Origin of the sequence: Frateuria soli (assembly GCF_021117385.1) — a bacterium.
GTDB lineage: Bacteria > Pseudomonadota > Gammaproteobacteria > Xanthomonadales > Rhodanobacteraceae > Frateuria_A > Frateuria_A soli.
Window position 1 is genome coordinate 1,512,839 of sequence record NZ_CP088252.1, and the last position, 23,837, is coordinate 1,536,675.

Sequence of the window (23,837 nt, forward strand, 5' to 3'; positions counted from 1 at the left end):
GCGTCAAGGCGCCTCGCACCGAGGGCGGCGAGCCTCGCAGCACCACACCATCGACTCCGCCCCATGAGCCACCACGACCTGCGTTCCTTCCTCGCCCGGCTCGAACGCCAACACCAGCTCGCCCGCGTGCAGGCGCCTGTCGACCCGCACCTGGAATCCACCGCCCTGTGCCATCGTGCGCTGCGCGAAGGCGGCCCGGCGTTGCTGATGGAGCATCCGGTGGGCTCGCGACATGCGTTCCTCGGCAACCTGTTCGGCCACCGCCACCGCATCGAACTTGCCCTCGCCGGCCGGCCGGTCGCGAGCCTGCGCGAGCTGGGCCAGTTGCTGGCATCGATCAAGGAGCCGCGCTGGCCGTCCAGCCTGCGCCAGGCGCTCGCCACCTGGCCGGAGCTGGCGCAGCTGGCGCACGTCGCGCCGCGGCACGTGGACGAGGCGGCGTTCCTGCACGAGACGGTCGAGGGCGACGACATCGACCTGGGCCGGCTGCCGATCCAGCAGTGTTGGCCCGGTGATGCCGGTCGCCTGGTCACGCTCGGCCTGGTGATTACCCGCGGCACCGTCAAGCGCCGCCAGAACGTGGCGATCTACCGCCAGCAGGTGATCGGCCGCAACCGGCTGATCATGCGCTGGCTACCGCACCGCGGCGGGGCGCTGGACTATGCCGACTGGCGCATCGAGCGGCCACGCGACCCGTTTCCCGTGCTGGTCGCGATCGGTGCCGACCCGGCCACGCTGCTGGCCGCGGTGGCGCCGGTGCCCGATACGCTCTCCGAATACGAGTTCGCCGGCCTGCTGCGCGGCGAGCGCACGCGCCTGTGGCGCAGCGCGCTGACCGGCCTGGACGCGCCGGCCGGCGCCGAGATCCTGCTCGAGGGCTTCATCCACCCCGACGACACCGCGCTGGAAGGCCCGTTCGGCGACCACACCGGCTACTACAACGCGCAGGAGCGCTTCCCCGTGCTCACCATCGAGCGCATGCGCCTGCGCCAGGATGCGATCTACCACGGCAGCTACATGGGCCGTGCGCCGCTGGACGAGCCATCGGTACTGGCGATGGCGTTGAACGAAGTGTTCGTGCCCATCCTGCAGAAGGTCTACCCGGAGATCGTCGACTTCCATCTGCCGCCGGAAGCCTGCTCCTACCGCATCGCCGTCGTCGCCATCCGCAAGCAGTACGCCGGCCACGCGCGGCGCGTGATGATGGCGGTGTGGTCGTACCTGCGCCAGTTCACCTACACCAAGTTCGTGATCGTGGTGGATGCCGACATCGACGTTCGCGACTGGTCGCAGGTGGTGTGGGCGCTGGCCACGCGCGTGGATCCCGCGCGCGACACGATGCTGGTGGAAAACACCCCGATCGACTACCTCGACTTCGCCAGTCCGGTCGCCGGCCTGGGCTCCAAGCTCGGCATCGACGCGACCAACAAATGGCCCGGCGAAACCGCCCGCACCTGGGGCATGCCGATCGCGCCCGACGTCGCAGTGGAAGAGCGGGTGGACGCCTTGTGGCGCGAACTGCAGACGCGTGCCGAGGTCAACCCTGCAGCACGAACGCCGTGACGATCGCCAGTTGCGCCAGCGGATACAGGCTGGCGCGGTCGAACAGCCGCGCCGCCTGCCGCCCGTCGCGCGAGAGAAAGAGCTTCAGGCCGGGCCACAGCAGCAGCCACACGCCGGCGACGAGGCTGGCCAACTGGTACGGCAGGCCGAGCGCCAGCGGCGACACCACCGGAAGGCACAGGCCCAGCACGACGGCCGCGGCCAGCGTGAGCAGCACGACACTGCCGGCCACGCGCGGGCCGAACACCACCGGGATGGTCCTGGCGCCCACGCGGCGGTCTTCCTCCACGTCGTTCCAGTCGGCCGGTATGTTCTGCCCGCCCATTTCCCACGCCACCAGCCAGGCCACCATCAGGCCCAGCCACGCCAGTGATGGCTGCGGCACCACCACCAGCACGGCGGCGACCGGCCCCAGCGACTTGACCAGTCCGCTGACCACGGTGCGCCACCAGGTCACCTTGAGCAGCAGGCAGTAGGCGGTCTCCAGCACCGGTGCCGCAAGCACCACGAGTACCAGGAAGGGATTGAGCCACCACGCGCCCACCAGCGCGACCAGATACCAGAGCGCGAACCAGGCCACGCCGCGGGCCAGGCTCAGCTTGCCCTGGGCAATCGGGTAGCGCAGGTCGGAAGCTTCCACCGAGTAGCCCGCCTTGATGTCCGCGCCGGCGAATTTCTCGCGGTCGACCGTCACGCCGACCAGGTCGTTGAGCGCATACAGCGCGGTGTAGCCGGCCGCCGCGGTCACCAGCGCGACCGCCAGCACCGGCCACGCCGGGAAGTGCCCCAGCCACAGCAGCGCGGCGAAGCCGGTCATGGCGATGTCGAGCAGGCCGTGGGTGGAGCGCGAGAGCGCGAGGTACTTGCGCATGGTCAGCCCCGGGTCCGCGTGAAGCAGGCCATGTAGTTGACGTCCTCGCGGCCGTAGGCCACGTGGAAGCGCCTGCCCAGCGGGTTGTACATCAGGCTGGCGACGCCATCGAAGACCAGGCCGCTTGCCGCCGCCCAGGCGCGAAGTTCATCGGGACGGACCAGCCTGGAGTAGCGGTGCGTGCCGCGCGGCAGGATGCGCAGCACATACTCGCCGCCGACGATGGCGAACAGCCAGGCCTTGAGGTTGCGGTTGATGGTGGAGAAGAACGCCTGGCCGCCGGGCTTGAGCAGCCGCGTGCAGGCGTCCACCACCGCGGCCGGTTCGGGCACGTGCTCGAGCATCTCCATGCAGGTGACGATGTCGTAGCTGCCCGCTTCGCGCTGGGCCAGTTCCTCCACCGTCAGCAGGCGGTAGTCGATCGGCAGGCCGCTGCCGGCCGCGTGCTGGCGCGCGATCTTCAGCGTCTGCTGCGACAGGTCGATGCCGGTCACCTGCGCGCCGGCCTTCGCCAGCGCCTCGGCCAGGATGCCGCCGCCGCAGCCGACGTCCAGCGCCCTGGCCTTGTCGATCCGCGCGTGGTCGGCGACGAACCGGCAACGCAGCGGGTTGATCACGTGCAGCATGCCCATCTTGCCGGCCGGGTCCCACCACAACTGGCCGACGCGGTCGAATTTGTCGATTTCCTGCCGGTCAACATTCGAGAACGAGTTCATGATCTGCCTTGATGCGGGCGTGGAGCGCGGGGACCGCGGCATCGAGCTCGCGGCGGGTGATGTCATTGAGGAAGACGCACTGGCCGATCCCGGCGGGCATCGGCACGCGCTGCTGGCCGTTGCGGTGCTCGATGCGGTCGAGCAGCGAGTGCCACATCGTGCCGCTGTCGAGCACGCGCAGATCGGGCGCGAGACCGAGCCGCCCGACCAGGGCGAACACGCGCGCCGCGTCGTCGCCGGCAAGGAGGCCGCGCTGGCGGGCGATCTGCACCGATACCAGGATGTCCAGCAGCACCGCCTCGCCGTGCAGCAGACGCTCACCGTGGCGGGTTTCCAGGCCGTAACTGAAGGTGTGGCCGAAATCGACCTTGCGCGCGAGCTCCTCCTCGAAGAGGTTCGGCGCCAGTTCCTCCAGCATGCCGCCGATGGCGCGGTCCAGGATCGCCTCTCCGGCCGGGTTGGCGAAGCACGCGGCGATGCTGGCGGCGCCGTCGGCCTCCAGTTGCGCGAACAGCGCACGATCGCGGATGACCGCCAGCTTGACGATCTCGCATACGCCGTTGAGCAGGTGCCGGCGTGGCAGCGATGGCAGGAAGGCCGGGTCCAGCAGCACCGCCTGCGGGGGCTCGAAGCTGCCCAGGCGGTTCTTGTTGCCGTTGAAGTTGACGCCGGCCTTGATGCCCAGCGCCGCGTCGATGTAGCCCATCAGCGTGGTGGGCACCTTGATGTGCGGCACGCCGCGCCGGTAACTGGACGCGACGAAGGCCACCACGTCGGTCAGCACGCCGCCGCCGATCGCGATGATGGGGTCGTCGCGCCGGTGGATGGGAAAGGTGTCCAGTTCGCACACGAGGTCCTGGCAGGCCTCGAGGGTCTTGCACTCCTCGCCGCCGGGATGCGTCACCAGGTGCACCTCGACGCCATGCTGCCCGAACCAGTCGCGGATCGCCGCGCCGTGGTGGCGCATCACGTTGGCGTCGACCACCACGAAGCGACGCGCACCCTCGCGACGGCCGAAGGCGAGCAGCGCGTCATTGTGCGGCGCGAACAGCGCGGGCGTCTTGAGCACGTCGTAGGCGACCGGGCGTTGCGCGCGCACCTGCCAGCGCGTGGCGGGCGCGCTCATGCGGCCTCCAGCCAGCCGGCGCGGCGCGCCAGGATCTCGCGCGCCACCGCCTGCGCTGCCGCCAGGCCGTGGTTGCGGTAGTGGCCGCACTGGTCGATGCGTGCGTAGGGCACGGCGGTGGCATGCAGCATCGCCTCGAGGATGCGCGCGAGCGCCGCGCAGATCACCGGCGCCCTGCCCTCGTTGGCGAACACCAGGTAGAAGCCGGTCTGGCAGCCCATTACGCCGATCGAGACGAAGTCCTCCGGCAGTTCGCGCTGCAGGCCTTCCAGCAGGAAGTGCTCCAGCGAATGCAGTTCGGTGGTCGACAGGCACGCGCCGGCATTGGGCAGGCGCACGCGCAGGTCGACACAGTAGATGGCATCGCCGCCAGCCAATCTCCGCGCCGAGCGCAGCTTGACGCTGGGCGCCTTCAAACGACGGTGGTCCAGTTCGCCGGCCAGCGCCGCCGGCCAGCCGAGTGCTTCGACGTCGATCATGCGGCGACCCGCGCCGCGGCCGCGAACGGCGCCAGGTGCCGGTAACTGCGGGCCAGCGCCCGCTCCCACGACTCCACGTGGTGGTACAGCTCGACCGAACCGTAGCCGGTGAAACCGTGCGCGGTCAGCGTCTTGAAGCTGGCGGCGAAATCCAGCGTGCCCTCGCCCGGGATCTCGTGGAAATGCGCGATGCCGGTGCGCGTGTTGGCGAGCATGCGATCCACCCGCGGCCGGCCCTTCGCGCCGCGCAGGTAGGCCACCACCGGCCAGGCGCGCTCGAGCACGTCGTAGCTCAGGCCCGGCACCGAGATCGCCCAGGTGAAGATCTCGTCGTCCAGCGGCGAGGACCCGGCATGGAGGCTGGCGTAGTCGACCGTGGCCAGCAGGCCGGTCACGCCGGCGCGCGCCAGCAGGGCGTCGATGTGCGCCTGCCGTGCGCGGCTCGGCGCCTCTTCGCGAAAGTGGATCGGATGCCGGCGGTCGACCAGCAGGTAGTCGGCGGTGTCGGGGAAGTGCACCAGCACGCTGGCGTCGTCGAGGTCGATGGCAAGCTCCTCGGCGTCCTGCACGATCCTCAGGTTGTAGCCGGCGCGCGCATCAGAGATGTGCAGGTAGCGCGCGTACGGCGCGACCTGGGCCAGCGCGGCGACGTAGTTGGACTCGGAACAGTAGGCGTGGCACAGGTCCACGTGCAGCTTGAACTTCGGCGAGCCGACCTGGCGCATCAGCGCCAGCCCCTGCGCCAGCGTTTCGACGTGCATGCCCGGCTCCGGCTCGATCAGCAGGGTGATGTCCTCGTCGTCGCGGATCGCGCGCAGGCATTCGCGGATGGAGTCGGCCAGCAGCTCGCCCGGGTCGATCCGCGGATGGGCGACGTGCTCGTCGCGCACGAAGCCGCTGCCGAACGTGACCAGCGGCACGCCGAGCTGGCGCGCCACGTGGATGCCGCGCTTGACCAGGTCGATGCGGCGCTTGCGCGCCGCGCGCTCGATCGCCATCAGCGACGGTTCGTGCGGCCGCGACGGGGTGAAGAAATGCGAGGCGGTGGCGACGCAGGCCGGCTGCACGCGCAGGCCGTCGAGGTGGCGGCGCACCTGCTTGAGGTCCTCGTCGTCCAGGTTGAACGGGTTGAACTGGTCCCGGTGGAAGGCGATCTCCACGCCGTCGTAGCCGGCACGGTCCACCGCGTCGAGGGCGTCGAGGAAACCGAGCCGGGTCAGGCCGAACGTGCTGTAGCTGAGCTGGATCGCGCCCATGAGTGGTTCCGCGGAAAACGTGGCATCGGTGAGGTGACCGCGGTCGCTGCCGCGCCCGCTTCCAGGGCCGGCATGCTGGGCCAGGCGACGGCCGGAGCGGTTGACGCAAGTCATCCCGCAGGCGCCTGGCTGGCCATGCGGCTGTCCGATCCCGGTACGGCCCTGCCCGGCAGCGCCCCGGCTACGCCTGCGAAATGGCGTCGTTGCGCGCGTTGCCGGCAACCTCTGGTCCTTTGCGCCGGCCGCTTGGAAAGCGCAGGCACCACTGCGGTCAAAACAGCGCACGCGGCTGACCCAGGTCAAGCCACCGCGTGGAGCGCAGGCTGCGGATGCGCCGTGGGCGCAACCGTCGGGGTGGATCGTCGTGCGCGCAGTGCGGATCGAGGGCGGGGAAACGTTGACGCGTAGGCCACCCTCGATGCGAGCTTCCTCGCCGCCGCCCCGGTACGGGGACCCGCGGCCCCCGCGAGCCGCCCGGCGCAAGGGCCGCCCCGCCCCGTGCGATGGGCACGACTGCCCGGCCTTCGCTGACCGTCAGCCTGCCGGCGGGCTCTCTTGCGGACGATGCGCAGGCGCCCCGGCCAACACGGCAAGCGCCTCGCGTACCTGCGCCTGCAGCGCATGCCATGAGGCTTCCCATTGCCCCTCGCGCGGCCTGGCCAGGCCGAAGCGCCCCAGCATGGCGCGGGCGCAATCGAGCTGCGCCTGCAGCGCCGCGTGCCCGGCCAGCACGCGCTCGTGTTCGTCCTTGCCCACCATGAACACCTTGCGGTCCTTGCACACGCCGATGCAGGGCTGCGGTGCCTCGATCCGGCCGCAGCCGATGCATTGCCAGACCTGGGTGTAGTCGGTCATCGCACTTCTCACCTTTCGATTGCCGGTGCGATGCTTGCGCGGGAGGGGCGGGCCGGTGCTGATGCAGGTCAGGCCCGCCTGCGGCGCTGCGATCGTCCCGGCCTCGCGTCGATCCGGGAGCCTGCTGCGACCGGAATCGCGAAGCCCCTTGCAGGGGTGCGATGTGCGGGCGCAAGCGGCGAGGTCGCGCACAGGGCGCGAGACGACCACGCAGTGGCGTGGGGCCAGCGTCCGCACCTGCCCTCAGTGCGCGTGGCCGGTGGCCGTCGCCCAACCCGGATCGTTGAAGTAGCGCGGATAATCGGCCACCGCGTCGCGCATGGCCTGCACCTGCGCCATGTCCGTCGGATCAGCCTTGAGCTTCTGCGCGGCCCCCAGCAGCGGCACCAGCATGCCGTGCAGCGCGGCATCCTGCTCGGGCTCGAGCTTGCACTTGGCAAAGATGTCGGCCGCCGCCTGCTCGATCAGGCCCACGCGATCGAGCGCCATGGTCGCGTCCATGTGGCCCATCTCGTAATGGCGCAACTCCCCGAGCGCGGTGTGGATGCGCCCCATGCCATCGCGCAGGTTGGCGTCGGCCGCCCAGCGCTGTGCCGGTGCCGGCACCGGCGTGGTGACGTGCGCATGCGCGCCGTGATCATGCTGCGCGCTTGCGATGCCGGGCGCCACCGCAAGCGCGGCGAGCACGGCAAGCGGGACTAGAGAGAATTTCATCGCGGACATGCGGATACTCCGTCGGGCGGCAAAGGCCGCGCCTGCAAGTGATGGTAGTGGCCCGCTGGCACCCGCTCTTGACCCGCGACAATCGGGCGTTCCGCAACCGAAGCGCGCGGCAGCGTGCGCGAGATGGGCGCCTGCCGGTCATCCCGTACCGACGTCGGCCTAATGGGCATATCGCAGCACCGTCAGGAAATGGCAGCCGGTACCGGTGAGCACGAACAGGTGCCAGGCGAAGTGGCTGTAGCGCAGCTTGTCGTGCAGCAGGTAGAACACCACGCCCACGGTGTAGGCCACGCCGCCGGCGAGCAGCCAGGCCAGGCCGCCGGGAGCCATGTGCTGCCAGAGCGGGCGGATCGCGACCAGCGCGAGCCAGCCCATGGCCACATACAGCCCCGTGGACAGGCGATGGAAGCGTGCGCCGACCAGCGTCTTGAAGATCACGCCGGCCACCGCGAGGGTCCAGATCACGCCGAGCAACGCCCAGCCGCCGCTGCCGCGCAGCACGCCCAGCGCGATCGGTGTGTAGGTGCCGGCGATCAGCAGGTAGATGGCCGCGTGGTCGAACCGTCGCAGCAGGGACTTGGCGCGCGCGTGCGGGATGGCGTGGTACAGGGTCGACGCCAGGTAAAGCAGGATCGCGCTGCCGCCGAACACCGCCGCACCGAGCACCGGCAGCGGGCCGCCATGCTGCAGCGCCTCCTGTACCAGCAGCGGCAGGCCCGCGATCGCCAGCAGCAATCCCAGGCCGTGGCTGATGCTGTTGGCGATCTCCTCGCCGGTGGTGGAGGCCCGCGCGAGCTTGCGGATGCGCCGCGGCAGGTTCATACCCGGGCGAACACCAGGCTGGCGTTCGTACCGCCGAAGCCGAAGCTGTTCGACATCACCGTGGACAGCCGCGCCGGCCGGCTGTCGCGCAGGATCGGGAAGCCTTCGGCGCGCTCGTCGAGCGTGTCGACGTTGGCGGAACCGGCGACGAAGCCGCCGCGCATCATCAGCAGGCTGTAGATTGCCTCGTGCACGCTGGCGGCGCCGAGCGAATGGCCGGTCAACGCCTTGGTCGAGGACAGCGGCGGCATCGCGTCGCCGAACACTTCGCGCACCGCGTTGAGTTCGACGATGTCGCCCAGCGGCGTGGCGGTGCCGTGCGTATTGAGGTAATCGACCGGGCACCGGACGTTCGCCAGCGCCATCTGCATGCAGCGCACCGCGCCCTCCCCGCTCGGCGCGACCATGTCGGCGCCGTCGGAGGTGACGCCGTAGCCGACCAGCTCGGCGTGGATGTGCGCACCGCGCGCCCTGGCGTGCTCGTACTCCTCCAGCACCAGCATGCCGCCCCCGCCGGCGATGACGAAACCGTCGCGGCCGGCGTCGTACGGACGCGACGCCGCAGTGGGCGTGTCGTTGTGGCCACTGGCGAGCGCGCCCATCGCGTCGAACTGCGCGGTCATGCCCCAGTGCTCCTCTTCGCCGCCGCCGGCGAACACCACGTCCTGCGCACCGTGGCGGATCAGGTCGGCAGCCGCGCCGATGCAATGCGCCGAGGTGGCGCAGGCGGCGGCGATGGAGTAGCTCAGGCCCAGGATGCCGAAGGTGGTGGCGAGCGTCGCCGAAACGGTGGAGCACATCGTGCGCGGCACCATGTAGGGACCGACGCGCCGCACGCCCTTCTCGCGCAGCAGGTCCGCCGTCTCGATCTGCCAGTGTGCCGAGCCGCCGCCCGAACCGGCCACCACGCCGGTGCGCGGGTGGCTGACCTGCTCCTGCGTCAACCCGGCATCGGCGATGGCCGAACGCATCGACACGTAGGCGTAGGCGGCCGCATCGCCCATGAAGCGGCGCAGCTTGCGATCGATCGCCGCTTCCAGGTCGATGTGCGGCACGCCGGCGACCTGGCTGCGCAGGCCGCGGGTGGCGTACTCCGGCATCGCGCGGATGCCGCTCTTCATGTCGCGCAGTGCACGCGCGACCGTATCGGCGACATTGCCGAGGCAGGAGACGATACCCATTCCGGTGACCACGACCCTGCGCATCAGAAGGTCTCCGTCGACTGGAACAGGCCCACCCGCATGTCGGTGGCCACGTAGATCAGGCGGTCGTCCACGTACGTCTTGCCGTCGGCCACCACCAGATTGAGCCGGCCGCGCATCACGCGACGGACGTCGATCTCGTAGCGCACCAGCTTCGCGCTCGGCAGTACCTGCCCGGTGAACTTCACCTGGCCCACGCCCAGCGCGCGCCCGCGGCCAGGCTCGCCCAGCCACGGCAGGAAGAAGCCGGACAGCTGCCACATCGCGTCGAGCCCGAGACAGCCGGGCATGACCGGGTCGCCGGCGAAGTGGCAGCCGAAGAACCAGAGGTCCGGATGGATATCCAGCTCCGCGCGCAGCACGCCCTTGCCGTACGCGCCGCCGTGGTCGTCGACGTGCGTGATGCGGTCGAACATGAGCATCGGCGGTGACGGAAGGCGGGCGTTACCGGCGCCGAACAGTTCGCCGCGGGCGCAGGCAAGCAGCTGTTCGCGGTCGAACGAGGAAGCACGTGTCATGGGGAGATCTTCAGTGGAGGTGCGGGCAGTCTGGTCAGCGGCCCGCGGGGCGGCCTTGATTCGGGTCAAGGAGGCATGGGGTGTGCGGATTGGTCGCATGCCGCCTGCGGTCGCAGCTCTTCCGGCCGCTGCGCTGCCCGGGCGTCGCGCCGCCAATGCGAGCCGAGGCTTCCCGCGCGACGCAAGGCCGCCAGCAGCAGCGTCTCGGCCAGTCGCGCCTGCCAGCCATGCCACGCCCCGCACTGGCGCAACGCCTCGCGCAGGGTGGCTGCATCGCGTTGCGGACCGGCGGCCGTCCACATGAGCTGGCGCAGGGCCGTCAGCGCGTGGTGATCCAGCCCCGGCCCGCGTTCGATCCAGCGCGTCGCGCCCTGCCCGCGCGCGGCCCATGGCAGCGTCGCCAGGCGCGTGCCCAGCCGCCGCCCGCAGGCGACGCCTTCGAGCAGCGAGTTGCTGGCAAGCCGGTTGCCGCCGTGCACGCCGTTGCAGGCCACCTCGCCGACCGCGTGCAGGCCCGGCACGCCGGTGTCGCCGTCGAGGTCGACGGCCAGGCCACCCATGTGGAAGTGGACGGCGGGCGTCACCGGGATCGGTACGGTGCGGGGGTCGATGCCGTGCTCCCGGCAGGCCGCGAGCACGGTGGGAAAGTGGTGCGGCCAGTCGGCGACGGCGGTGGCGTCGAGCCAGGCGCCGCCCTGCTGGCAGGCCTCCCACACGCGCCGGGCGACCACGTCCCGCGGCGCGAGATCGCCGAGCGGATGCACGCCTTCCATCAGCGGTCGGCCGCGCGCGTCGCGCAGGCTTGCACCGGCGCCGCGCAGCGCTTCGGTGACCAGCGGCAGGCCCTGCCGGCGCGGCAGGTCGAGCGCGGTCGGGTGGAACTGCACGAACTCCAGGTCGCGCGCCGCGGCACCGGCGACCAGGCCGAGGGCGAGGCCCGCACCGTCGGCCCCGGGCGGGTTGCTGGTGCGCGCGAACAGGTTGCCGATGCCGCCGGTGGCCAGCACCACGTGGGCGGCGTCGTGGATCTCCTCGCGACCGCGTTCGTCGCGCGTGCGCACGCCCGCCACGCGGTCGTCCCGCCACAGCAGCGCCTCGACGTCGACGCCGCCGCGCCACTGGATGTGCGCCGCGCGCTGTGCCTGCGCGCGCAAGGCCTGCACCAGTGCCGCGCCCGTGGCGTCGCCGCCGGCATGCACGATGCGCGGCACACCGTGGCCGCCTTCGCGGCCGAGCCGCAGGGCGCCGTCCTCGTCGCGATCGAATGCGACCCCCTGCGCGGCAAGCCAGGCGACGGTCTGCGGCGCGGCCGAGGTGAGCCAGCGCACGGCGGCCGCATCGTTGTGGTGGGCGCCGGCGACCAGCGTGTCGTGCGCATGCGCCCCGGCGCTGTCGGCGGCACCCATGGCCGCGGCGATGCCGCCCTGGGCCAGCGCGCTGGCGCTGCCCACGCCATCGTGCGCGCGGCACAGCAGGCGCACCGGCCGCGGCGCGGCGGCGAGTGCGGTCGCCAGGCCGGCGACACCCGTACCGACGATCAGCACCGGCGCATCGGCGCGCATCACACCGCCTCGCGCCGGCCTACCGCGAGCATGCGTTCCAGCGCGCGGCGGGCGCGTGCCGCCATGTCGGCAGGCACCTCGACCGCGTCCTTCATGTCGCGCAGCGCGGCGTGGATGTTGGGCAGCGTGATGCGCTGCATGTGCGGACACAGGTTGCACGGCTTGATGAACTGCGTCGCCGGGAAGCGCGTGCGCAGGTTGTCGGCCATCGAGCACTCGGTGATCAGCGCCACGCGCTCGGGCTTCTCGCGCTCCAGCCAGCGCCCCATGGCGCTGGTCGAGCCCACGAAATCGGCTTCGGCCAGCACCTCGGGCGGGCATTCGGGATGCGCCACCAGCCTGGCGCCGAAGCGCTCGCGCGCGTGACGCGCTTCCTGCGCGGTGAACTTCTCGTGCACCTCGCACTGGCCATGCCAGAGGATCAACTGGACGTCCGTCTGCGTGGCGACGTGGCTGCCCAGGTAGCGGTCGGGCAGGAAGATCACCCGCTCGCTGCCCATCGCCTCGACCACCTGCACCGCGTTGGCCGAGGTGCAGCAGGCATCGGATTCGGCCTTCACCGCGGCGGAGGTGTTGACGTAGCTGACCACGGGTACGCCCGGGTGCCGCGCACGCAGGGCGCGCACGTCTTCGGCGGTGATCGAGGAGGCCAGCGAGCAGCCCGCTTCCAGGTCGGGGATCAGCACGGTCTTGTGCGGCGCCAGGATCTTCGCGCTCTCGGCCATGAAGTGGACGCCGCACAGCACGATCAGGTCCGACCCGCAGTCGGCCGCGGCCTGCGCCAGCGCCAGCGAGTCGCCGGTGATGTCGGCCACGCCGTGGAAGATCTCCGGCGACTGGTAGCTGTGCGCCATGATCACCGCGCCGCGCTCGCGCTTGAGCGCGTTGATGGCATCGATCCACGGCAGGTGCATCGGCAGTTCGAGACAGGGCAGCAGCGGTTCGAGCCGCTCGATCAACGCGGCGTACTGGTGTTCCAGGCCGTCGCGCCAGGCGGGCGCGGCGGCTTCGGTTCGTGCGGACATGAGGATCCTCGTCGGGTCAGGCGGCGTGGCCGCGCGCATCGCGCGCGGCGCGTGCCAACCGCGCGCCGCGGTTGAGCGCGATGCGCAAGCCAAGCGGCACCGACTCCCATGGCAGGCGGTCGAGCAGGCGACGCGCGGCAAGGCCGAGCTGCCTGTCGCCGGTGAGCACCAGCCTGCGCCGGTGGAACAGCGTGTCGGCGTGCTCCAGTCGGCCGGCCAGCAGCAACAGGTCGGCCGCGCTGCCGCGCACGCTGGCCTCGGGGGTGTCGTCGACGACGATCAGGCGGCCGTCGCGCAAGGTCAGCACCCAGGCCAGGTCGAGGTCGGCGACCTCGATACCGAACCGGCGGCCGGCCAGGAGGTCGAGTGCGTGGTCGCCAGGCGGCACGGCCGGCACGCGCGCCATGGCGCGTTCCAGCAGCGCGCGCTGCCAGCGCGCGGGCACCACGCGCAGGAGCGGCGCAAGGCGGTAAGGCGGCGGCAGCAGGCGCAGCATCGGTGCGGCGCGGGAGACGTCGGGCATCGGGCTCATGCATTCGAGCATGAACGTCGCGGCATCCGGCTCGCCCTGATCCAGGTCAACCGCCTCGCCCGGCCGTGCGCAGGCGTCGGCGATGGCCAGGCAATGCGGTCAGGTTGCCGCCGTCCCGCCAGCGTCGGGCCGTTCGCGCAGCGCGTGCGCGGCGGGCAACGCGTGCTGCTCGTAGATGACTTGCGCCTCGCCGGGATCGAAGTCGGCATGCTGGCGCTTCTTCACGCCGTAGTCGGAAAGCACCAGATGGGCGTCCGCGACCACGCCGGCGTTGGCCAGGCAAGCGGCGGCGCAGCGTAGCAGGCAGCCGTCCAGCGCGAGGATGCGCCGGCCACTCCGCGCGGTGCGCACCAGGCCGGTGACGCCACCGCCGACGCCGGCGATGCAGGACATCTCGGCGGCGCCGGCGCGGTCCAGCGCGAGCGCGAGATGGTTGGCCATCTGCGCCGCGCTGGAGCAGCCGGAACACGAATACACCAGCGGCAGGTCGCGGCTCATCGGGGGCCCTCAGGCAGGTTGTCCGACGCGGCGGACAAAGGCACGGCAGGCTCGCAGCGCGCTCGCCAGCGCATGGCCGTGGACGCTCCAGGCGAGCAGTTGCGCCAGCGCCGCCAGCCGCGCCAGCCAGGGTTGCGGCCACAGCACGGCGGCGAGCAGCAACGGCGCGACGGCGCCGTGGGCGAACAGCACTCGCCGCTTGCGCGTATCGGGCAGCAGCCGTTGCACGCCGGGCAGTTGCACGCCGCGCGGCACGCGCCGCCGCAGCGCGATCCAGCCGACGAACGGCACGATCTCCAGCGCCATGCCGCCCACCAGCAGTGGCAGCCCGACACCCAGCGCCAGCGCACCGGCGAGCAGCCACCTGCCGGCGAAGGTCGCCATGGCGGCCAGCGCCAGCGCGCACAGGCCCATGCGCCAATGCAGGTAGAGCGCATTGCGCCGGGCGTGCGGCACGCGCCACTGCAGCCCCAGCGCGGCGATCGCGAAACTTGCGCCGCCGACGGCGACCACGCGCGGCAGCAGTCGGTCGCCCCCATGCGCCAGGTGCCACGCCGAAGCGAGCGGCAGGGCGACCGCCATCACGGCCAGCCACGTGCCCTGCACCGTCGCCGGCACGCGCCCGGTGCCCTGGAACATCGGCATGGTCACGCGCGCCACGGCGGCCAGCAGCAACACCATCCAGCCCAGCACGCCCAGGGCCGCGTGCGCGTCGACCGCGGCCAGCGACCACGGCACGCGCAGGCCGAGCAGCAGCGCCAGCAGACCGCCCGCCACTGCCGCGAGCAGGCCGAAACCGAGCGCGGTGGCGATACCGGCACGCAGCAGCCGTTCGCCGACGGCCGTCCACAGGCCTGGCAGGGTCATCGCCGCCAGCCACGCGAAGCTTGCCGGCAGCACGATGCCGGCGGCCAGCAGGAGTCCACGCACCTGGCCATGCAGCCCGGCCACCAGCAGCACCACGCCGAGATTGAACAGGCCATGCAGCCAGGGCACGCCGCGCCAGCCGCGCAGCGTCGCGCCGGCGGCAGCCGGCAGGAACTGGAGCAGGCTGCCGAACATCGCGTTGCCCAGCACCCCCAGCATCCACACGTGCACCAGCGCCAGCGTGGCCGGATGCCAGCGCGTCAGCAGCGCTCGATCGGCATCGACCAGCAGCAGGGCACCCCCGGCCATCCCCCAGCAGGGCATGGCGAGCAGGAAGCGCAGCGGCAACGTGGCCGGCGGTGCCTGGTCAAGGCGCAGCTTCGGCATCGTCCGGGCGGCGGATCTGCACGCGCACGCTGCCGTCGGGCTGTGGCTCGCCCGGGTCGGCGTCGAAGCCGCGCTGCGCCAGTTCCATCAGCAGCGGACGCGGGAGCATCGGCGCGACGACGATGCACCGTTCGCCCGGTTCCAGGGCATCGGCCGCGTCGAGCGCGCGCAGCATGGGCTCGGGCGCCGGGAGGTGGCGCAGGTCGAGTTCGATAGGCGGGGTCATGCCCTGATTGGACGCGTGCGGATCAAGCCGTGCGCTGATGCAGGTCAACCGGGAGCGCTCCTGCTCCCTCCCCCTCCCGGGGAGAGGGCTGACGCGGGCGGCTTCAGCGCAACGCATGGACGCCCTTCCATTCCACCTGCAGCCACAGCTTCGTGTCGTCGCGACCGAAGCCGTCGGCCTGGTAGCTGGCGAGCTTGAGCAGGCCGTTGAGGGTCGGGCTGAAGGCGTAGCCCAGCGAGCCGTCCCACTCGCTGCCGTAACGGTTGCCGTGGTCGGCATGGAAGTCGTGCCAGGCGAGCGTCCAGCCGAACCGCGCCTGCGGCCCGAAGGCGCCGTTGACCGCGGCGTAGCGGTCCTCCAGGCCACCGGCGGGCGTCACGGTGAACTGATCGTCCCAGCCGTTGAAGGCGTGCAGCGTGGCGAGCGGGGTCTGCAGCGCGTGGCGGCCGTTGCCGCCCAGGTGCTCCCAGCCGAGCCGGCCGGTGATGCCGTGCAGCGTCCACGCCGGTTCCGCCAGCCAGTAGTCGTGTGCGAAGCGCTGCGGGTTGTTGGCGTAGTCGACCTGGTGCGCCGCCTCCAGCGTCCAGCCGAAGCCGTCGGCCACGGGCTTGCCGCTCCAGCGCACGCCGTAGGTGGCACTGGAGGCCGTGGCGAGGTCGCGGTCCTCGTGCAGGTAGGCGTAGCCGCTCCACTGTTGCCGGCCGTGCCTGACGCCGGCGTTGAGCAGGTGGGTGTCGAGCTTGCGCTCGCGCGCGAGCACGTTGCGCGCGTCGCGGCCGGCCACGCGGTGGACCTTGCCGAGCCACGCGTAGCGCACGGTCCAGTCCGCGGTGGGTGCCCATTGCAGTGTGACGGCGTCGAAGGTCTGCTCGTGCTGGCGCCAGCCGACGTTGCCGATCCAGCGCTGGTTGTCGAACAGCAGCCGCTGGCGGCCGGCAATGGCGCCGAAGGTGCTGCCCTGCCAGGTGAGGTAGGCCTGGTTCAGTTCACTGCCCCTGGGATCGGTGATGACGGGGTACTGCCCATGGCCGTTGGCCCCGCTGTCGTAATGCCCGCCGGCCGCGGCCACGCCCGCGCCCTCGAGGTAGCCGCCGAAACCGCCGCCGAACATGGCGCGCAGGCCCAGGCGCAGGCGCAGGGTGTCGGCGCGGGCGTCGCGGGCGAAGGCGTCGTTGTCGACCTGCTCGTGGCGGGCGCGGGCGTCCCATTCCAGTTGCAGCGGGGCGGGCGCGTCGGTGGACCAGGCGGGTGTGCTGGCAAAGGCCAGCAGGCAGCCGGTGACAAGGCGGGTGTGCATGGTGCATCTCCTTGGGGAATGCACACAGTGTCGGGAGCACGACCAACGCACGGGTTGACGGGCGTCAAGCGGACCGGGCGGTGCGGCAACCCGCCGCGGACGTCCAGACGGCCATTCCATGCTGGCCAAAAAAAGGAGGTGGGCGAACAGCCCACCTCGAAACGGGCCGGCGGCATGACTGCCGCCGGCCGGGTCAGGTGACGCGATGGTTCGGCTCAGTGCTCGGAGGTCGGGGCCGGGGCCGGCTGGGCGCGCACCTTGGCCACCTCTTCCTTGCTCACCTGCCCGCCCGGGTTGCCCCAGCTGTTGAGCACGTAGGTGAGCAGGTTGGCGACCTCGTCGTCGGTCAGCTGGGTCATCGGCGGCATCACCGAGTCGTAGTCCTTGCCGTTGACCGTGACCTTGCCGGTCAGGCCGTGCAGCGGGATGGCGATCAGCTTGTCCTTGTCTTCCTTCACCAGCTTGGCAATCAGGTCGGACTTGGCCAGCGGCGGGAACACGCCGGGCAGGCCTTCGCCGTTGGCCTGGTGGCAGACCGAGCAGGTGCCGGTGAACAGCTGCTTGCCGGCGGCGATCTGGTCTTCCTTGCTGAGCGTGCCGGCGGCGTTGGCCTTGGCCGCGGTGGTCACCGCATGCAGGTTCGGCTCGGCGCGGTCGCCCAGGTACACCGAGTCGACCTCCTTACCGGAGTAGACCGACTTGTTCTCCGCACCGTCGACCTTGAGGATCGCCATCGCGCCCTTGTTGAACGCGCGGAAGATCGAGTGGTCGACCATCACGTAGCTGCCCGGCACGTCGGTGTGGAACTCCACGATCGCCGCGCCGCCGGCGGGAATCAGCGTGGTCTGCACGTTCTCCTGCGGATGGGTGCCGCCTTCCTGCTGCACGCGGTCGAAGATCTCGCCGATCACGTGGAAGCTGGAGATCAGGTTGGGCCCGCCATTGCCGACGAACAGGCGCACCGACTCGTTGGTCCTGGCGGTCAGCGCCTTGTCGCCGGTGAGCGCGCCTTCATGGCCGTTGAACAGCACGTAGGTCGGGTTCTCGTCGATGGCCTTGTCCATGTCGAACGGCTGGTGGCCCTTCTCGCGGTACTTGCCGGTGGTGTAGAAGTCGCCCTGCATCACGTAGTACTCGTGATCGACCTTGGGCAGGCCCTCCGGCGGCTCGACCAGGATCAGGCCGTACATGCCGTTGGCGATGTGCATGCCCACCGGCGCGGTGGCGCAGTGATAGACGTAGATGCCCTGGTTCAGCGCCTTGAAGGTGAACTGCGACTCATGCCCCGGCGCGGTGAAGCTCGACGCCGCGCCGCCGCCCGGGCCGGTGACGCCGTGCAGGTCGATGTTGTGCGGCATCTTGCTGTCGGGCGCGTTCTTCAGGTGGAACTCCACCGTGTCGCCCTGGCGCACGCGGATGAAGCTGCCCGGCACGGTGCCGCCGAAGGTCCAGTAGGTGTAGCTGACGCCTTCGGAGATCGGCATCTCCTTCTCGATCACCTCCAGCTCCACGATGACCTTGGCCGGATAGTTGCGGTGGATCGGCGGCGGCACGTTCGGCGGGCTGGTGAGCACCGCGTGGATCGGCTCGCCCTGCGGCGGACCGAAGTCGGTCGGCGCGGGCAGCGGTGCGGGGGCTGCGTACGCCGCGGGGCTGGCGGACAGGGCCGCATCGGCGGCCTGCTTTCCGGAGCAGGCGGCGAGGGCCAGCATGCTGGCGGCCGCGAGTACGGTGGACAGCATTCGTGACATGGGGAGTGTCTCCTGTGGTTTCGGGGCCAGCGTAGGTTTGGGCCCTCACGCGCGCTTGACTTGCGTCAGGCGCGCCACAGGAAACGGGCGGCTGCGTCAGCCTGCCACACCATGCGCAGGCCGCATGGTGGCGGGCTGTTTCGGCAGGATGTCTTGCCGGTACTTCGCAGCAGGGGAAAATCCTTCGAAGCGCTCCTGGGCGCGAGCAGGGAGATGGCGGTCGCGCCCAGGTGCGCTCCTGCGGGGGCATGCGCGGGCGTCGCATGCTTCAGTCGGCTTCCACCGACACGCGGTCGATCACCATCGCGTCGGCCTGGGGCGCGCTGTCGGCCTCCACCCGCACGAAGCTGACCGTGAGTGCGTCCAGCGACTCGGGCCAGATCCGCCGGAGCACGTCGCGCAGCGGAAGAACGATCCTCACCGGACCGTGCATGGCCATCGCGCCGCAGCTGGCCATCATCTGCGCATGCCGCGCCACGCTGACTTCGAACGACCCGAGCGTGCCGGCCAGGTAGGTCCGCTCCGGTTGCGCCACGCTGCCGGTCGGCAGGTTCAGCAGGACCTTGTAGAAATAGCCGCCCCGCGCGCCCGCGTCGGTGAGGTCCACCCCATCGAGCACGAGCCGTACCTCGCCGCCCTGCCCCGTGCCGCTGGTGACCAGGCTGCGCACCCGATTGCGACCGTCCGCCGTCAGCGGAATACGCACGCGCAACGACCCGGACCCCAGCGCCAGGCCGCCCATCCCGCCGAGCGACGCGCCCTGTGCCGGCAGCGGCGCGGCCAGCGCATCCTGGATGGCCGGGAGTGGCGCGATCTGCAGCGCGCTGGTTCCGCTCGTCGGCATGGCGGTGTCGTCATAGCGATAACCCAGGCTGCCCGGCGAGTAGGTCTTGACCCGTTGCATGGAGGACACCGCGGCACCGTAGGAGAACGATCCCGAACAGTAGGCCGCGGTCCTGGCCGGCATGTGGCGGCCGTCTCCCGCCTGCACCCAGGCGTCCCACAGGCGGTCGATGTTCGCGTGGTGCACCCAGAAGACCGGATCGCGCGGAGAGATGGTTATGTTGCCCATGGCGCCGCCGATCAGGTTGTGCACGCCGTTGTGCGGCGCGGTTTCGACGGCCGGTTCGAAGGCGTCGGTCTTGCCGCGCTGGAAGTTGGTCAGGCTGGCGTCGAACGCGGCCAGGCTGAGTGCCCCGGAGACGTTCGTGCCGCTGCGGTTGCTACGGTAGAGCGGCGAACCGGGGTCGCGGAATTCCGCCGGGATGACCGGCTGGTCGTAGTAGTTCCAGTAGGGCAGCACCAGCGCGCTGTTGCCAGAGGCCTTGCGCAGCTGCGCCTCGAAGCGCGCGAGGAAGCCCCGGTGCCAGGCGAGGAAGTACGGTTTGCGGTGCGGGCAGAAACTCGCGTGCACGTTCGTCCAGTAGGCCCAGCTGCCCGGCTGGGTGGAATCGTTGTCGGCCCGCATCTTCGCCACGGCGTCCAGGAAGGACGTATACAGCGGGCCGTCGCGGAACTGCGGCCATGACGGCCGCGTTCGCAGGCTGGTCGTGCCCAGGATCTGGCCAGGGAGCATGGGGACCAGTGCCAGCGATGCCGATGCCTGCAGGAATTGTCTCCGGGTGATCATCACAACCTCCATTTCGGTGCATGGCTGCCGGCGCGGATGCCGTCGCAACCTCGGTGCTGCCGCGCGCTTCGGCGCGCAACAGGAACCTAGGGCGATGGACAGATCCGGGCTTGATGCACGTCAACCGGTCGCGCGGCGCGCGACCCGATGTCGTGAAGGGACTCGGCCGCAAGCGGAACGCCGCCACGGCGCTCGCGTCCGGCCCGGGTGCGCCTACGCGCGCGGTGGCGTTCGCGGCGCAGCCACCGCGCGCATGAAGCGCTTCTTGAGTGCCTGCACCAGCAGCAGGTAACTGCCCGTGGCGACGGCCAGGAAGGCGAAGAACGCCGGCGGCAGCGGCACGAAGCCGAACATCGCGGCCAGCGGCGTCCACGGCAGCACCAGGCCCGCGGCGACCACCAGCGAGACGCTCGCCACCAGCAGCGCCGCCGGGCGGCTGCGCAACGGATTGCCGCGGGTGCGGATGACGAACACCACCAGCGTCTGCGTGGCCAGCGACTCGATGAACCAGCCGGTGTGGAAGGTTTCGGCCGTGGCGTGCAGCCAGCGGATCAGCACGTAGAAGGTCAGCAGGTCGTAGAGCGAACTGACCGGCCCGATGCCGTACATGAAGCGCCGGATCAGCGGCACGCTCCAGCGCTGCGGGCCGCGCAGCTGCGCCTGGTCGACGTTGTCCGACGGAATCGTGGTCTGCGCCAGGTCGTACAGGAAATTGTTCAGCAGGATCTGCGACGGAAGCATCGGCAGGAAAGGCAGCACCAGCGCGCCCACGACCATGCTGAACATGTTGCCGAAGTTCGAGCTGGTGCCCATGAAGAGGTATTTCATGACGTTGGCGAACGCGCGCCGGCCCTCGATGACGCCGGCGTGGAGCACCTCCAGGTTGCGCTCGCGCAGCAGGATGTCGGCGCTGTCGCGGGCGATATCGACCGCATCGGCGACCGAGATGCCCACATCGGCCGCGTGCAGCGACGGCGCATCGTTGACGCCGTCGCCGAGGAAGCCGACCACCTCGCTGCGCGCCTTGAGCGCCATCACGATGCGGCGCTTCTGCTCGGGCGTGACCAGCGCGAACACGCGTGTGCGCGCGGCCAGCAGCCCCAGCGCGGTCTCGCTCATTCCGCGCAGCGCATCACCGGTCACCACTTCGCCCGGGTCGAGGCCGGCCTGCGCGCAGACGTGGCGCGCCACGCGCGGGTTGTCGCCGGTCAGGATCTTCAGCGGGATGCCATCGGCCGCGAGCGCCTGCAACGCCGGCGCCACGCCGGGCATGAGCGGATCGGCGAACGAGACGAAACCGGCCAGCACCAGCCCGGTCTCGGCGGTCGCGGCGTAGCGCGTGCGCGCGTCGACCGGCCGCCAGGCGATCGCCAGCACGCGCAGTCCGCGCTCGCCCATCGCCTGGTACGCCCGCTCGCTTTCGTTGCGCCGCGATGCGTCGAGCAGGAAGGTGCCCTCCCCCAGTTCGCACTGCACGCAGGCGGGCAGGACCGACTCGGGCGCGCCCTTGGTGACGATCCAGCGCTCGCCGTCCCGCTCGACGACGATGCTCATGCGGCGGCGCTCGAAGTCCAGCGGAATCTCGTCGAGCTTGGACCAGCCCGGCGGCGCGGGCGGGCAGTCACGCAGGATCGCCGCGTCGAGCGGGCTGCGCGTGCCGGTCTCGAACATGGCGTTGAGCACGGCCAGTTGCGCGACCCGGGACGAGGGTTCTCCGCTTGCGTCCCAGCTGCCGTCGACGGCGGTGTCGCCGCGGGTGAGCGTGCCGGTCTTGTCGCTCAGCAGCACGGTCATGCTGCCGAAGTCCTCGATCGCGGCAAGGTGGCGCACGATCACCCGCCGCCGCGCCATCCGCACCGCACCGCGCGCCAGGGTGACGGTGGTGATCATCGGCATGAACTCGGGCGTCAGGCCCACCGCGAGCGCCAGCGCGAACAGCAGGGTCTGCAGCGGCGGGCGATGCAGCACCACGCCGACCAGGAGCACGAGCAGCACCAGCATCACGACCGTGCGCATGATCAGGCCCGCGAAATCCTTCAGCCCGCGCTCGAACTCGGTCGAGGGTGGACGTTCGCCCAGGCGCGCCGCCACTTCGCCGAACGCGGTCGCGGCGCCGGTGGCCACCACCTCGGCGACCGCGGTGCCGGCGACCACCGACGAGCCGAGGAATACCCTGCCCTTCGCCGCCGGGCCGGCATCGGCGTCGGCCGGCGCCGGCTCTTTTTCGACCGGGATGGACTCGCCGGTCAGGGCGGCCTGCTGCACGTGGAAATCGCGCGCCTCCAGCAGCCGTGCGTCCGCCGGGATGCGGTCGCCGGCGGAAAGCCGGATCAGGTCGCCGGGAACCAGCTCGCGTCGTGGACGTTCCTGCCAGCGGCCGTCCCGATGCACCGTCGCCATGGGCGTGATCTCGGCGCGCAGCCGTTCGGCCGCGCGCTGCGAGCGGAAGCCGAGCGTGGCGTTGAGGACGAGGCTCAGCAGCACGATCACCGCGATGATCAGCGCACCCAGCACATCGCCAAGCACGCCGGAGGTCACCGCCGCCGCGATCAGGATCGCCACCAGTGGATTGGCGAAGGCGCCGGCCACGGTGGCCAGCAAGCCCGAACCGGTGCGATGGAACTCGTTCGGGCCGTAGCGGGCACGGCGCCGCACGGCTTCCGCGTCGGACAGGCCGGCGCAGGGCGGGTCGGCAGCCCTTCCCGGACGGGGCGCGGCGCTGGCCGCGAGGCGGGTCGGAAGCTCCATGCGCTCCACCATGCACGGCGGTACGGGGCCGCTGTTGATGGGGGTCAAGTCCGCCCGCGATCGGCGCACTCCTTGATGCAACTCAATCCGTGCGATGTCCGGCGTGATGGCATGGGCGTCCGCCGCCCGCTCCGCCCGTTGCCATGGACCACCACCCGACCGCGTCACGCCGATGGCCTGCGCCACGCGCGGACCATGAGCGGCCGGCGACCACGCTGCAGTGGGCCGGATGGCTGCTCGGTTTGCTGGCGCTTGCCGCCCTGGCCGGCATCGTCCTGCGCCGCGGCGAGGTGGAACGTTTCCTGGGCCTGCTCGGTTCGCTCGCCCCGGCCTGGCTCGGGCTGGCGGTGGTGCTGCAGTTGGCGACGTATGCCTGCGTCGCCACCGCCTGGTGGCTCGGGCTGGATCGCGCCGGCGCGCACCGCCCGTGGAATGCGCTGATCGGCCTTGCCGTCGCGAAGCTCTTCGTGGACCAGTCGGTGCCGACCGGCGGCATCGCCGGCACCGCCTTCCTGGTCAACGTACTGGCCCGCCAGGGAGTGCCGCGGTCCGCGTGCATGGCCACGTTGGTGACCAACTTCGTCGGCTTCCATGGCGCCTACCTGCTCTCGGCCCTGGCCGGCATGGGCCTGCTGTGGCTCCGGCACGACGCGCGTCCCTGGATGCACACCATCACGATCGTGTTCGTGATCGTCGCCGCGGCAGTACCGCTGGGCCTGTTCGCGCTGCACCACTACGGGCGGCGCGCGCCCGCATGGGTGGAACGCCTGCCGGGCGTGGCCGCGCTGCTGGAGGCCGCGGCCGAGGCGCCGGTGGCCCAGCTGCTGCGTCGCGGGCGCCTGCTGGCCGCCACGGCCGCGTTGAATCTCGCCGTCATCGCCGCGGACGCGGCGACGCTGTGGACCATGCTCCATGCGCTCGGGCTGCACGCCTCCTACGCGGTCGCCTACCCGAGTTTCCTGCTCGCCATGATGGTGGCGACGGTGAGCCCGATCCCGATGGGGCTGGGCACCTTCGAGGCGGCCAGCGTCGCCGCGCTGTCCACCCAGGGCGTGCCCCTCGAAGGTGCGCTGGCGGGCACCCTGCTGCTGCGCGGTTGCACGACCTGGGTGCCGATGGCGCCGGGCCTGTGGCTGGCACGCCGCGCCCTGCGCGAAGCGCGCGACCGGGCTTGATCCACGTC

Annotated in this window: 22 protein-coding genes; 2 read left to right on the top strand and 20 right to left on the bottom strand. The window is 71.2% G+C overall.

Annotated elements, in window-relative coordinates:
- Positions 1-63: 63 nt before the first annotated feature.
- The gene (locus LQ771_RS06960) at positions 64-1,563 is read left to right on the top strand and encodes a UbiD family decarboxylase (protein WP_231351618.1); all 1,500 of its coding nucleotides are present in this window, start codon (positions 64-66) and stop codon (positions 1,561-1,563) included.
- Here LQ771_RS06960 and LQ771_RS06965 read toward each other — a convergent pair.
- From LQ771_RS06965 to mgtA, 20 genes are all read right to left on the bottom strand, one after another.
- Positions 1,538-2,434 carry a UbiA family prenyltransferase gene (locus LQ771_RS06965; RefSeq protein ID WP_231351619.1) on the bottom strand — a complete coding sequence of 299 codons (897 nt, stop codon included), beginning with the start codon at positions 2,432-2,434 and terminating at the stop codon, positions 1,538-1,540. The genes LQ771_RS06960 and LQ771_RS06965 overlap by 26 nt on opposite strands.
- Before the next feature lie 2 nt (positions 2,435-2,436).
- Positions 2,437-3,150: a bifunctional 2-polyprenyl-6-hydroxyphenol methylase/3-demethylubiquinol 3-O-methyltransferase UbiG gene (gene ubiG, locus LQ771_RS06970; protein WP_231351620.1), complete on the bottom strand. Its 714-nt coding sequence runs from the start codon at positions 3,148-3,150 to the stop codon at positions 2,437-2,439.
- Positions 3,128-4,276: a sedoheptulose 7-phosphate cyclase gene (locus LQ771_RS06975; protein ID WP_231351621.1), complete on the bottom strand. Its 1,149-nt coding sequence runs from the start codon at positions 4,274-4,276 to the stop codon at positions 3,128-3,130. Before LQ771_RS06975 ends, ubiG begins: the two co-directional genes overlap by 23 nt.
- Positions 4,273-4,755 (bottom strand): S-ribosylhomocysteine lyase, encoded by a 483-nt coding sequence (locus LQ771_RS06980; RefSeq protein ID WP_231351622.1) that lies wholly within the window; start codon positions 4,753-4,755, stop codon positions 4,273-4,275. Before LQ771_RS06980 ends, LQ771_RS06975 begins: the two co-directional genes overlap by 4 nt.
- Positions 4,752-6,011, bottom strand: a complete 1,260-nt coding sequence (locus LQ771_RS06985) for a sugar phosphate isomerase/epimerase family protein (RefSeq protein ID WP_231351623.1) — start codon at positions 6,009-6,011, stop codon at positions 4,752-4,754. Before LQ771_RS06985 ends, LQ771_RS06980 begins: the two co-directional genes overlap by 4 nt.
- 534 nt (positions 6,012-6,545) lie before the next feature.
- Positions 6,546-6,866 (bottom strand): hypothetical protein, encoded by a 321-nt coding sequence (locus tag LQ771_RS06990; RefSeq protein WP_231351624.1) that lies wholly within the window; start codon positions 6,864-6,866, stop codon positions 6,546-6,548.
- A 243-nt stretch (positions 6,867-7,109) separates the two neighbouring features.
- Positions 7,110-7,589, bottom strand: coding sequence for a DnrO protein (locus LQ771_RS06995; protein ID WP_231351625.1), 480 nt, complete (start codon positions 7,587-7,589; stop codon positions 7,110-7,112).
- 159 nt (positions 7,590-7,748) lie between these two features.
- Positions 7,749-8,411 carry a PAQR family membrane homeostasis protein TrhA gene (trhA, locus tag LQ771_RS07000; RefSeq protein ID WP_231351626.1) on the bottom strand — a complete coding sequence of 221 codons (663 nt, stop codon included), beginning with the start codon at positions 8,409-8,411 and terminating at the stop codon, positions 7,749-7,751.
- Positions 8,408-9,616, bottom strand: coding sequence for a beta-ketoacyl-ACP synthase I (fabB, locus tag LQ771_RS07005; protein WP_231351627.1), 1,209 nt, complete (start codon positions 9,614-9,616; stop codon positions 8,408-8,410). The genes trhA and fabB overlap by 4 nt, the downstream gene beginning before the upstream one ends.
- Positions 9,616-10,131 carry a 3-hydroxyacyl-[acyl-carrier-protein] dehydratase FabA gene (gene fabA, locus LQ771_RS07010; RefSeq protein WP_231351628.1) on the bottom strand — a complete coding sequence of 172 codons (516 nt, stop codon included), beginning with the start codon at positions 10,129-10,131 and terminating at the stop codon, positions 9,616-9,618. The genes fabB and fabA overlap by 1 nt, the downstream gene beginning before the upstream one ends.
- A 65-nt stretch (positions 10,132-10,196) precedes the next feature.
- Positions 10,197-11,693, bottom strand: a complete 1,497-nt coding sequence (locus tag LQ771_RS07015) for an L-aspartate oxidase (protein ID WP_231351629.1) — start codon at positions 11,691-11,693, stop codon at positions 10,197-10,199.
- On the bottom strand, positions 11,693-12,718 hold the full coding sequence (gene nadA / locus LQ771_RS07020; RefSeq protein WP_231351630.1) for a quinolinate synthase NadA: 1,026 nt from the start codon (positions 12,716-12,718) through the stop codon (positions 11,693-11,695). Before nadA ends, LQ771_RS07015 begins: the two co-directional genes overlap by 1 nt.
- A gap of 16 nt (positions 12,719-12,734) precedes the next feature.
- Positions 12,735-13,241 (bottom strand): ubiquinone anaerobic biosynthesis accessory factor UbiT, encoded by a 507-nt coding sequence (ubiT, locus tag LQ771_RS07025; RefSeq protein WP_231351631.1) that lies wholly within the window; start codon positions 13,239-13,241, stop codon positions 12,735-12,737.
- Between the two features lie 108 nt (positions 13,242-13,349).
- Entirely contained in the window at positions 13,350-13,748 is a 399-nt protein-coding gene (locus LQ771_RS07030) for a putative zinc-binding protein (protein ID WP_231351632.1), read from the bottom strand.
- 9 nt (positions 13,749-13,757) lie between these two features.
- Positions 13,758-15,002, bottom strand: a complete 1,245-nt coding sequence (locus LQ771_RS07035) for a hypothetical protein (RefSeq protein ID WP_231351633.1) — start codon at positions 15,000-15,002, stop codon at positions 13,758-13,760.
- On the bottom strand, positions 14,983-15,228 hold the full coding sequence (locus tag LQ771_RS07040) for a DUF2249 domain-containing protein (RefSeq protein WP_231351634.1): 246 nt from the start codon (positions 15,226-15,228) through the stop codon (positions 14,983-14,985). The genes LQ771_RS07035 and LQ771_RS07040 overlap by 20 nt, the downstream gene beginning before the upstream one ends.
- Before the next feature lie 103 nt (positions 15,229-15,331).
- The gene (locus tag LQ771_RS07045) at positions 15,332-16,525 is read right to left on the bottom strand and encodes an alginate export family protein (RefSeq protein WP_231351635.1); all 1,194 of its coding nucleotides are present in this window, start codon (positions 16,523-16,525) and stop codon (positions 15,332-15,334) included.
- A 215-nt stretch (positions 16,526-16,740) separates the two neighbouring features.
- Positions 16,741-18,276, bottom strand: a complete 1,536-nt coding sequence (nirK, locus tag LQ771_RS07050) for a copper-containing nitrite reductase (RefSeq protein WP_231351636.1) — start codon at positions 18,274-18,276, stop codon at positions 16,741-16,743.
- 268 nt (positions 18,277-18,544) lie between these two features.
- Complete coding sequence (locus LQ771_RS07055) at positions 18,545-19,906, bottom strand: tyrosinase family protein (protein WP_231351637.1); 1,362 nt, start codon at positions 19,904-19,906, stop codon at positions 18,545-18,547.
- A gap of 213 nt (positions 19,907-20,119) precedes the next feature.
- Positions 20,120-22,654 (bottom strand): magnesium-translocating P-type ATPase, encoded by a 2,535-nt coding sequence (mgtA, locus tag LQ771_RS07060; protein ID WP_231351638.1) that lies wholly within the window; start codon positions 22,652-22,654, stop codon positions 20,120-20,122.
- A gap of 143 nt (positions 22,655-22,797) precedes the next feature.
- On the opposite strand from mgtA, the gene LQ771_RS07065 reads away from it, so the two are divergent.
- Positions 22,798-23,829 carry a lysylphosphatidylglycerol synthase transmembrane domain-containing protein gene (locus LQ771_RS07065; protein ID WP_231351639.1) on the top strand — a complete coding sequence of 344 codons (1,032 nt, stop codon included), beginning with the start codon at positions 22,798-22,800 and terminating at the stop codon, positions 23,827-23,829.
- Positions 23,830-23,837: the final 8 nt, after the last annotated feature.

Bases quoted from the DNA above. Each gene is read 5' to 3' on its own strand.
- LQ771_RS06960 (WP_231351618.1), top strand. From the start codon at position 64: ATGAGCCACCACGACCTGCGTTCCTTCCTCGCCCGGCTCGAACGCCAA.
- LQ771_RS06965 (WP_231351619.1), bottom strand. From the start codon at position 2,434: ATGCGCAAGTACCTCGCGCTCTCGCGCTCCACCCACGGCCTGCTCGAC.
- ubiG (WP_231351620.1), bottom strand. From the start codon at position 3,150: ATGAACTCGTTCTCGAATGTTGACCGGCAGGAAATCGACAAATTCGAC.
- LQ771_RS06975 (WP_231351621.1), bottom strand. From the start codon at position 4,276: ATGAGCGCGCCCGCCACGCGCTGGCAGGTGCGCGCGCAACGCCCGGTC.
- LQ771_RS06980 (WP_231351622.1), bottom strand. From the start codon at position 4,755: ATGATCGACGTCGAAGCACTCGGCTGGCCGGCGGCGCTGGCCGGCGAA.
- LQ771_RS06985 (WP_231351623.1), bottom strand. From the start codon at position 6,011: ATGGGCGCGATCCAGCTCAGCTACAGCACGTTCGGCCTGACCCGGCTC.
- LQ771_RS06990 (WP_231351624.1), bottom strand. From the start codon at position 6,866: ATGACCGACTACACCCAGGTCTGGCAATGCATCGGCTGCGGCCGGATC.
- LQ771_RS06995 (WP_231351625.1), bottom strand. From the start codon at position 7,589: ATGTCCGCGATGAAATTCTCTCTAGTCCCGCTTGCCGTGCTCGCCGCG.
- trhA (WP_231351626.1), bottom strand. From the start codon at position 8,411: ATGAACCTGCCGCGGCGCATCCGCAAGCTCGCGCGGGCCTCCACCACC.
- fabB (WP_231351627.1), bottom strand. From the start codon at position 9,616: ATGCGCAGGGTCGTGGTCACCGGAATGGGTATCGTCTCCTGCCTCGGC.
- fabA (WP_231351628.1), bottom strand. From the start codon at position 10,131: ATGACACGTGCTTCCTCGTTCGACCGCGAACAGCTGCTTGCCTGCGCC.
- LQ771_RS07015 (WP_231351629.1), bottom strand. From the start codon at position 11,693: ATGCGCGCCGATGCGCCGGTGCTGATCGTCGGTACGGGTGTCGCCGGC.
- nadA (WP_231351630.1), bottom strand. From the start codon at position 12,718: ATGTCCGCACGAACCGAAGCCGCCGCGCCCGCCTGGCGCGACGGCCTG.
- ubiT (WP_231351631.1), bottom strand. From the start codon at position 13,241: ATGCCCGACGTCTCCCGCGCCGCACCGATGCTGCGCCTGCTGCCGCCG.
- LQ771_RS07030 (WP_231351632.1), bottom strand. From the start codon at position 13,748: ATGAGCCGCGACCTGCCGCTGGTGTATTCGTGTTCCGGCTGCTCCAGC.
- LQ771_RS07035 (WP_231351633.1), bottom strand. From the start codon at position 15,002: ATGCCGAAGCTGCGCCTTGACCAGGCACCGCCGGCCACGTTGCCGCTG.
- LQ771_RS07040 (WP_231351634.1), bottom strand. From the start codon at position 15,228: ATGACCCCGCCTATCGAACTCGACCTGCGCCACCTCCCGGCGCCCGAG.
- LQ771_RS07045 (WP_231351635.1), bottom strand. From the start codon at position 16,525: ATGCACACCCGCCTTGTCACCGGCTGCCTGCTGGCCTTTGCCAGCACA.
- nirK (WP_231351636.1), bottom strand. From the start codon at position 18,276: ATGTCACGAATGCTGTCCACCGTACTCGCGGCCGCCAGCATGCTGGCC.
- LQ771_RS07055 (WP_231351637.1), bottom strand. From the start codon at position 19,906: ATGATCACCCGGAGACAATTCCTGCAGGCATCGGCATCGCTGGCACTG.
- mgtA (WP_231351638.1), bottom strand. From the start codon at position 22,654: ATGGAGCTTCCGACCCGCCTCGCGGCCAGCGCCGCGCCCCGTCCGGGA.
- LQ771_RS07065 (WP_231351639.1), top strand. From the start codon at position 22,798: ATGGACCACCACCCGACCGCGTCACGCCGATGGCCTGCGCCACGCGCG.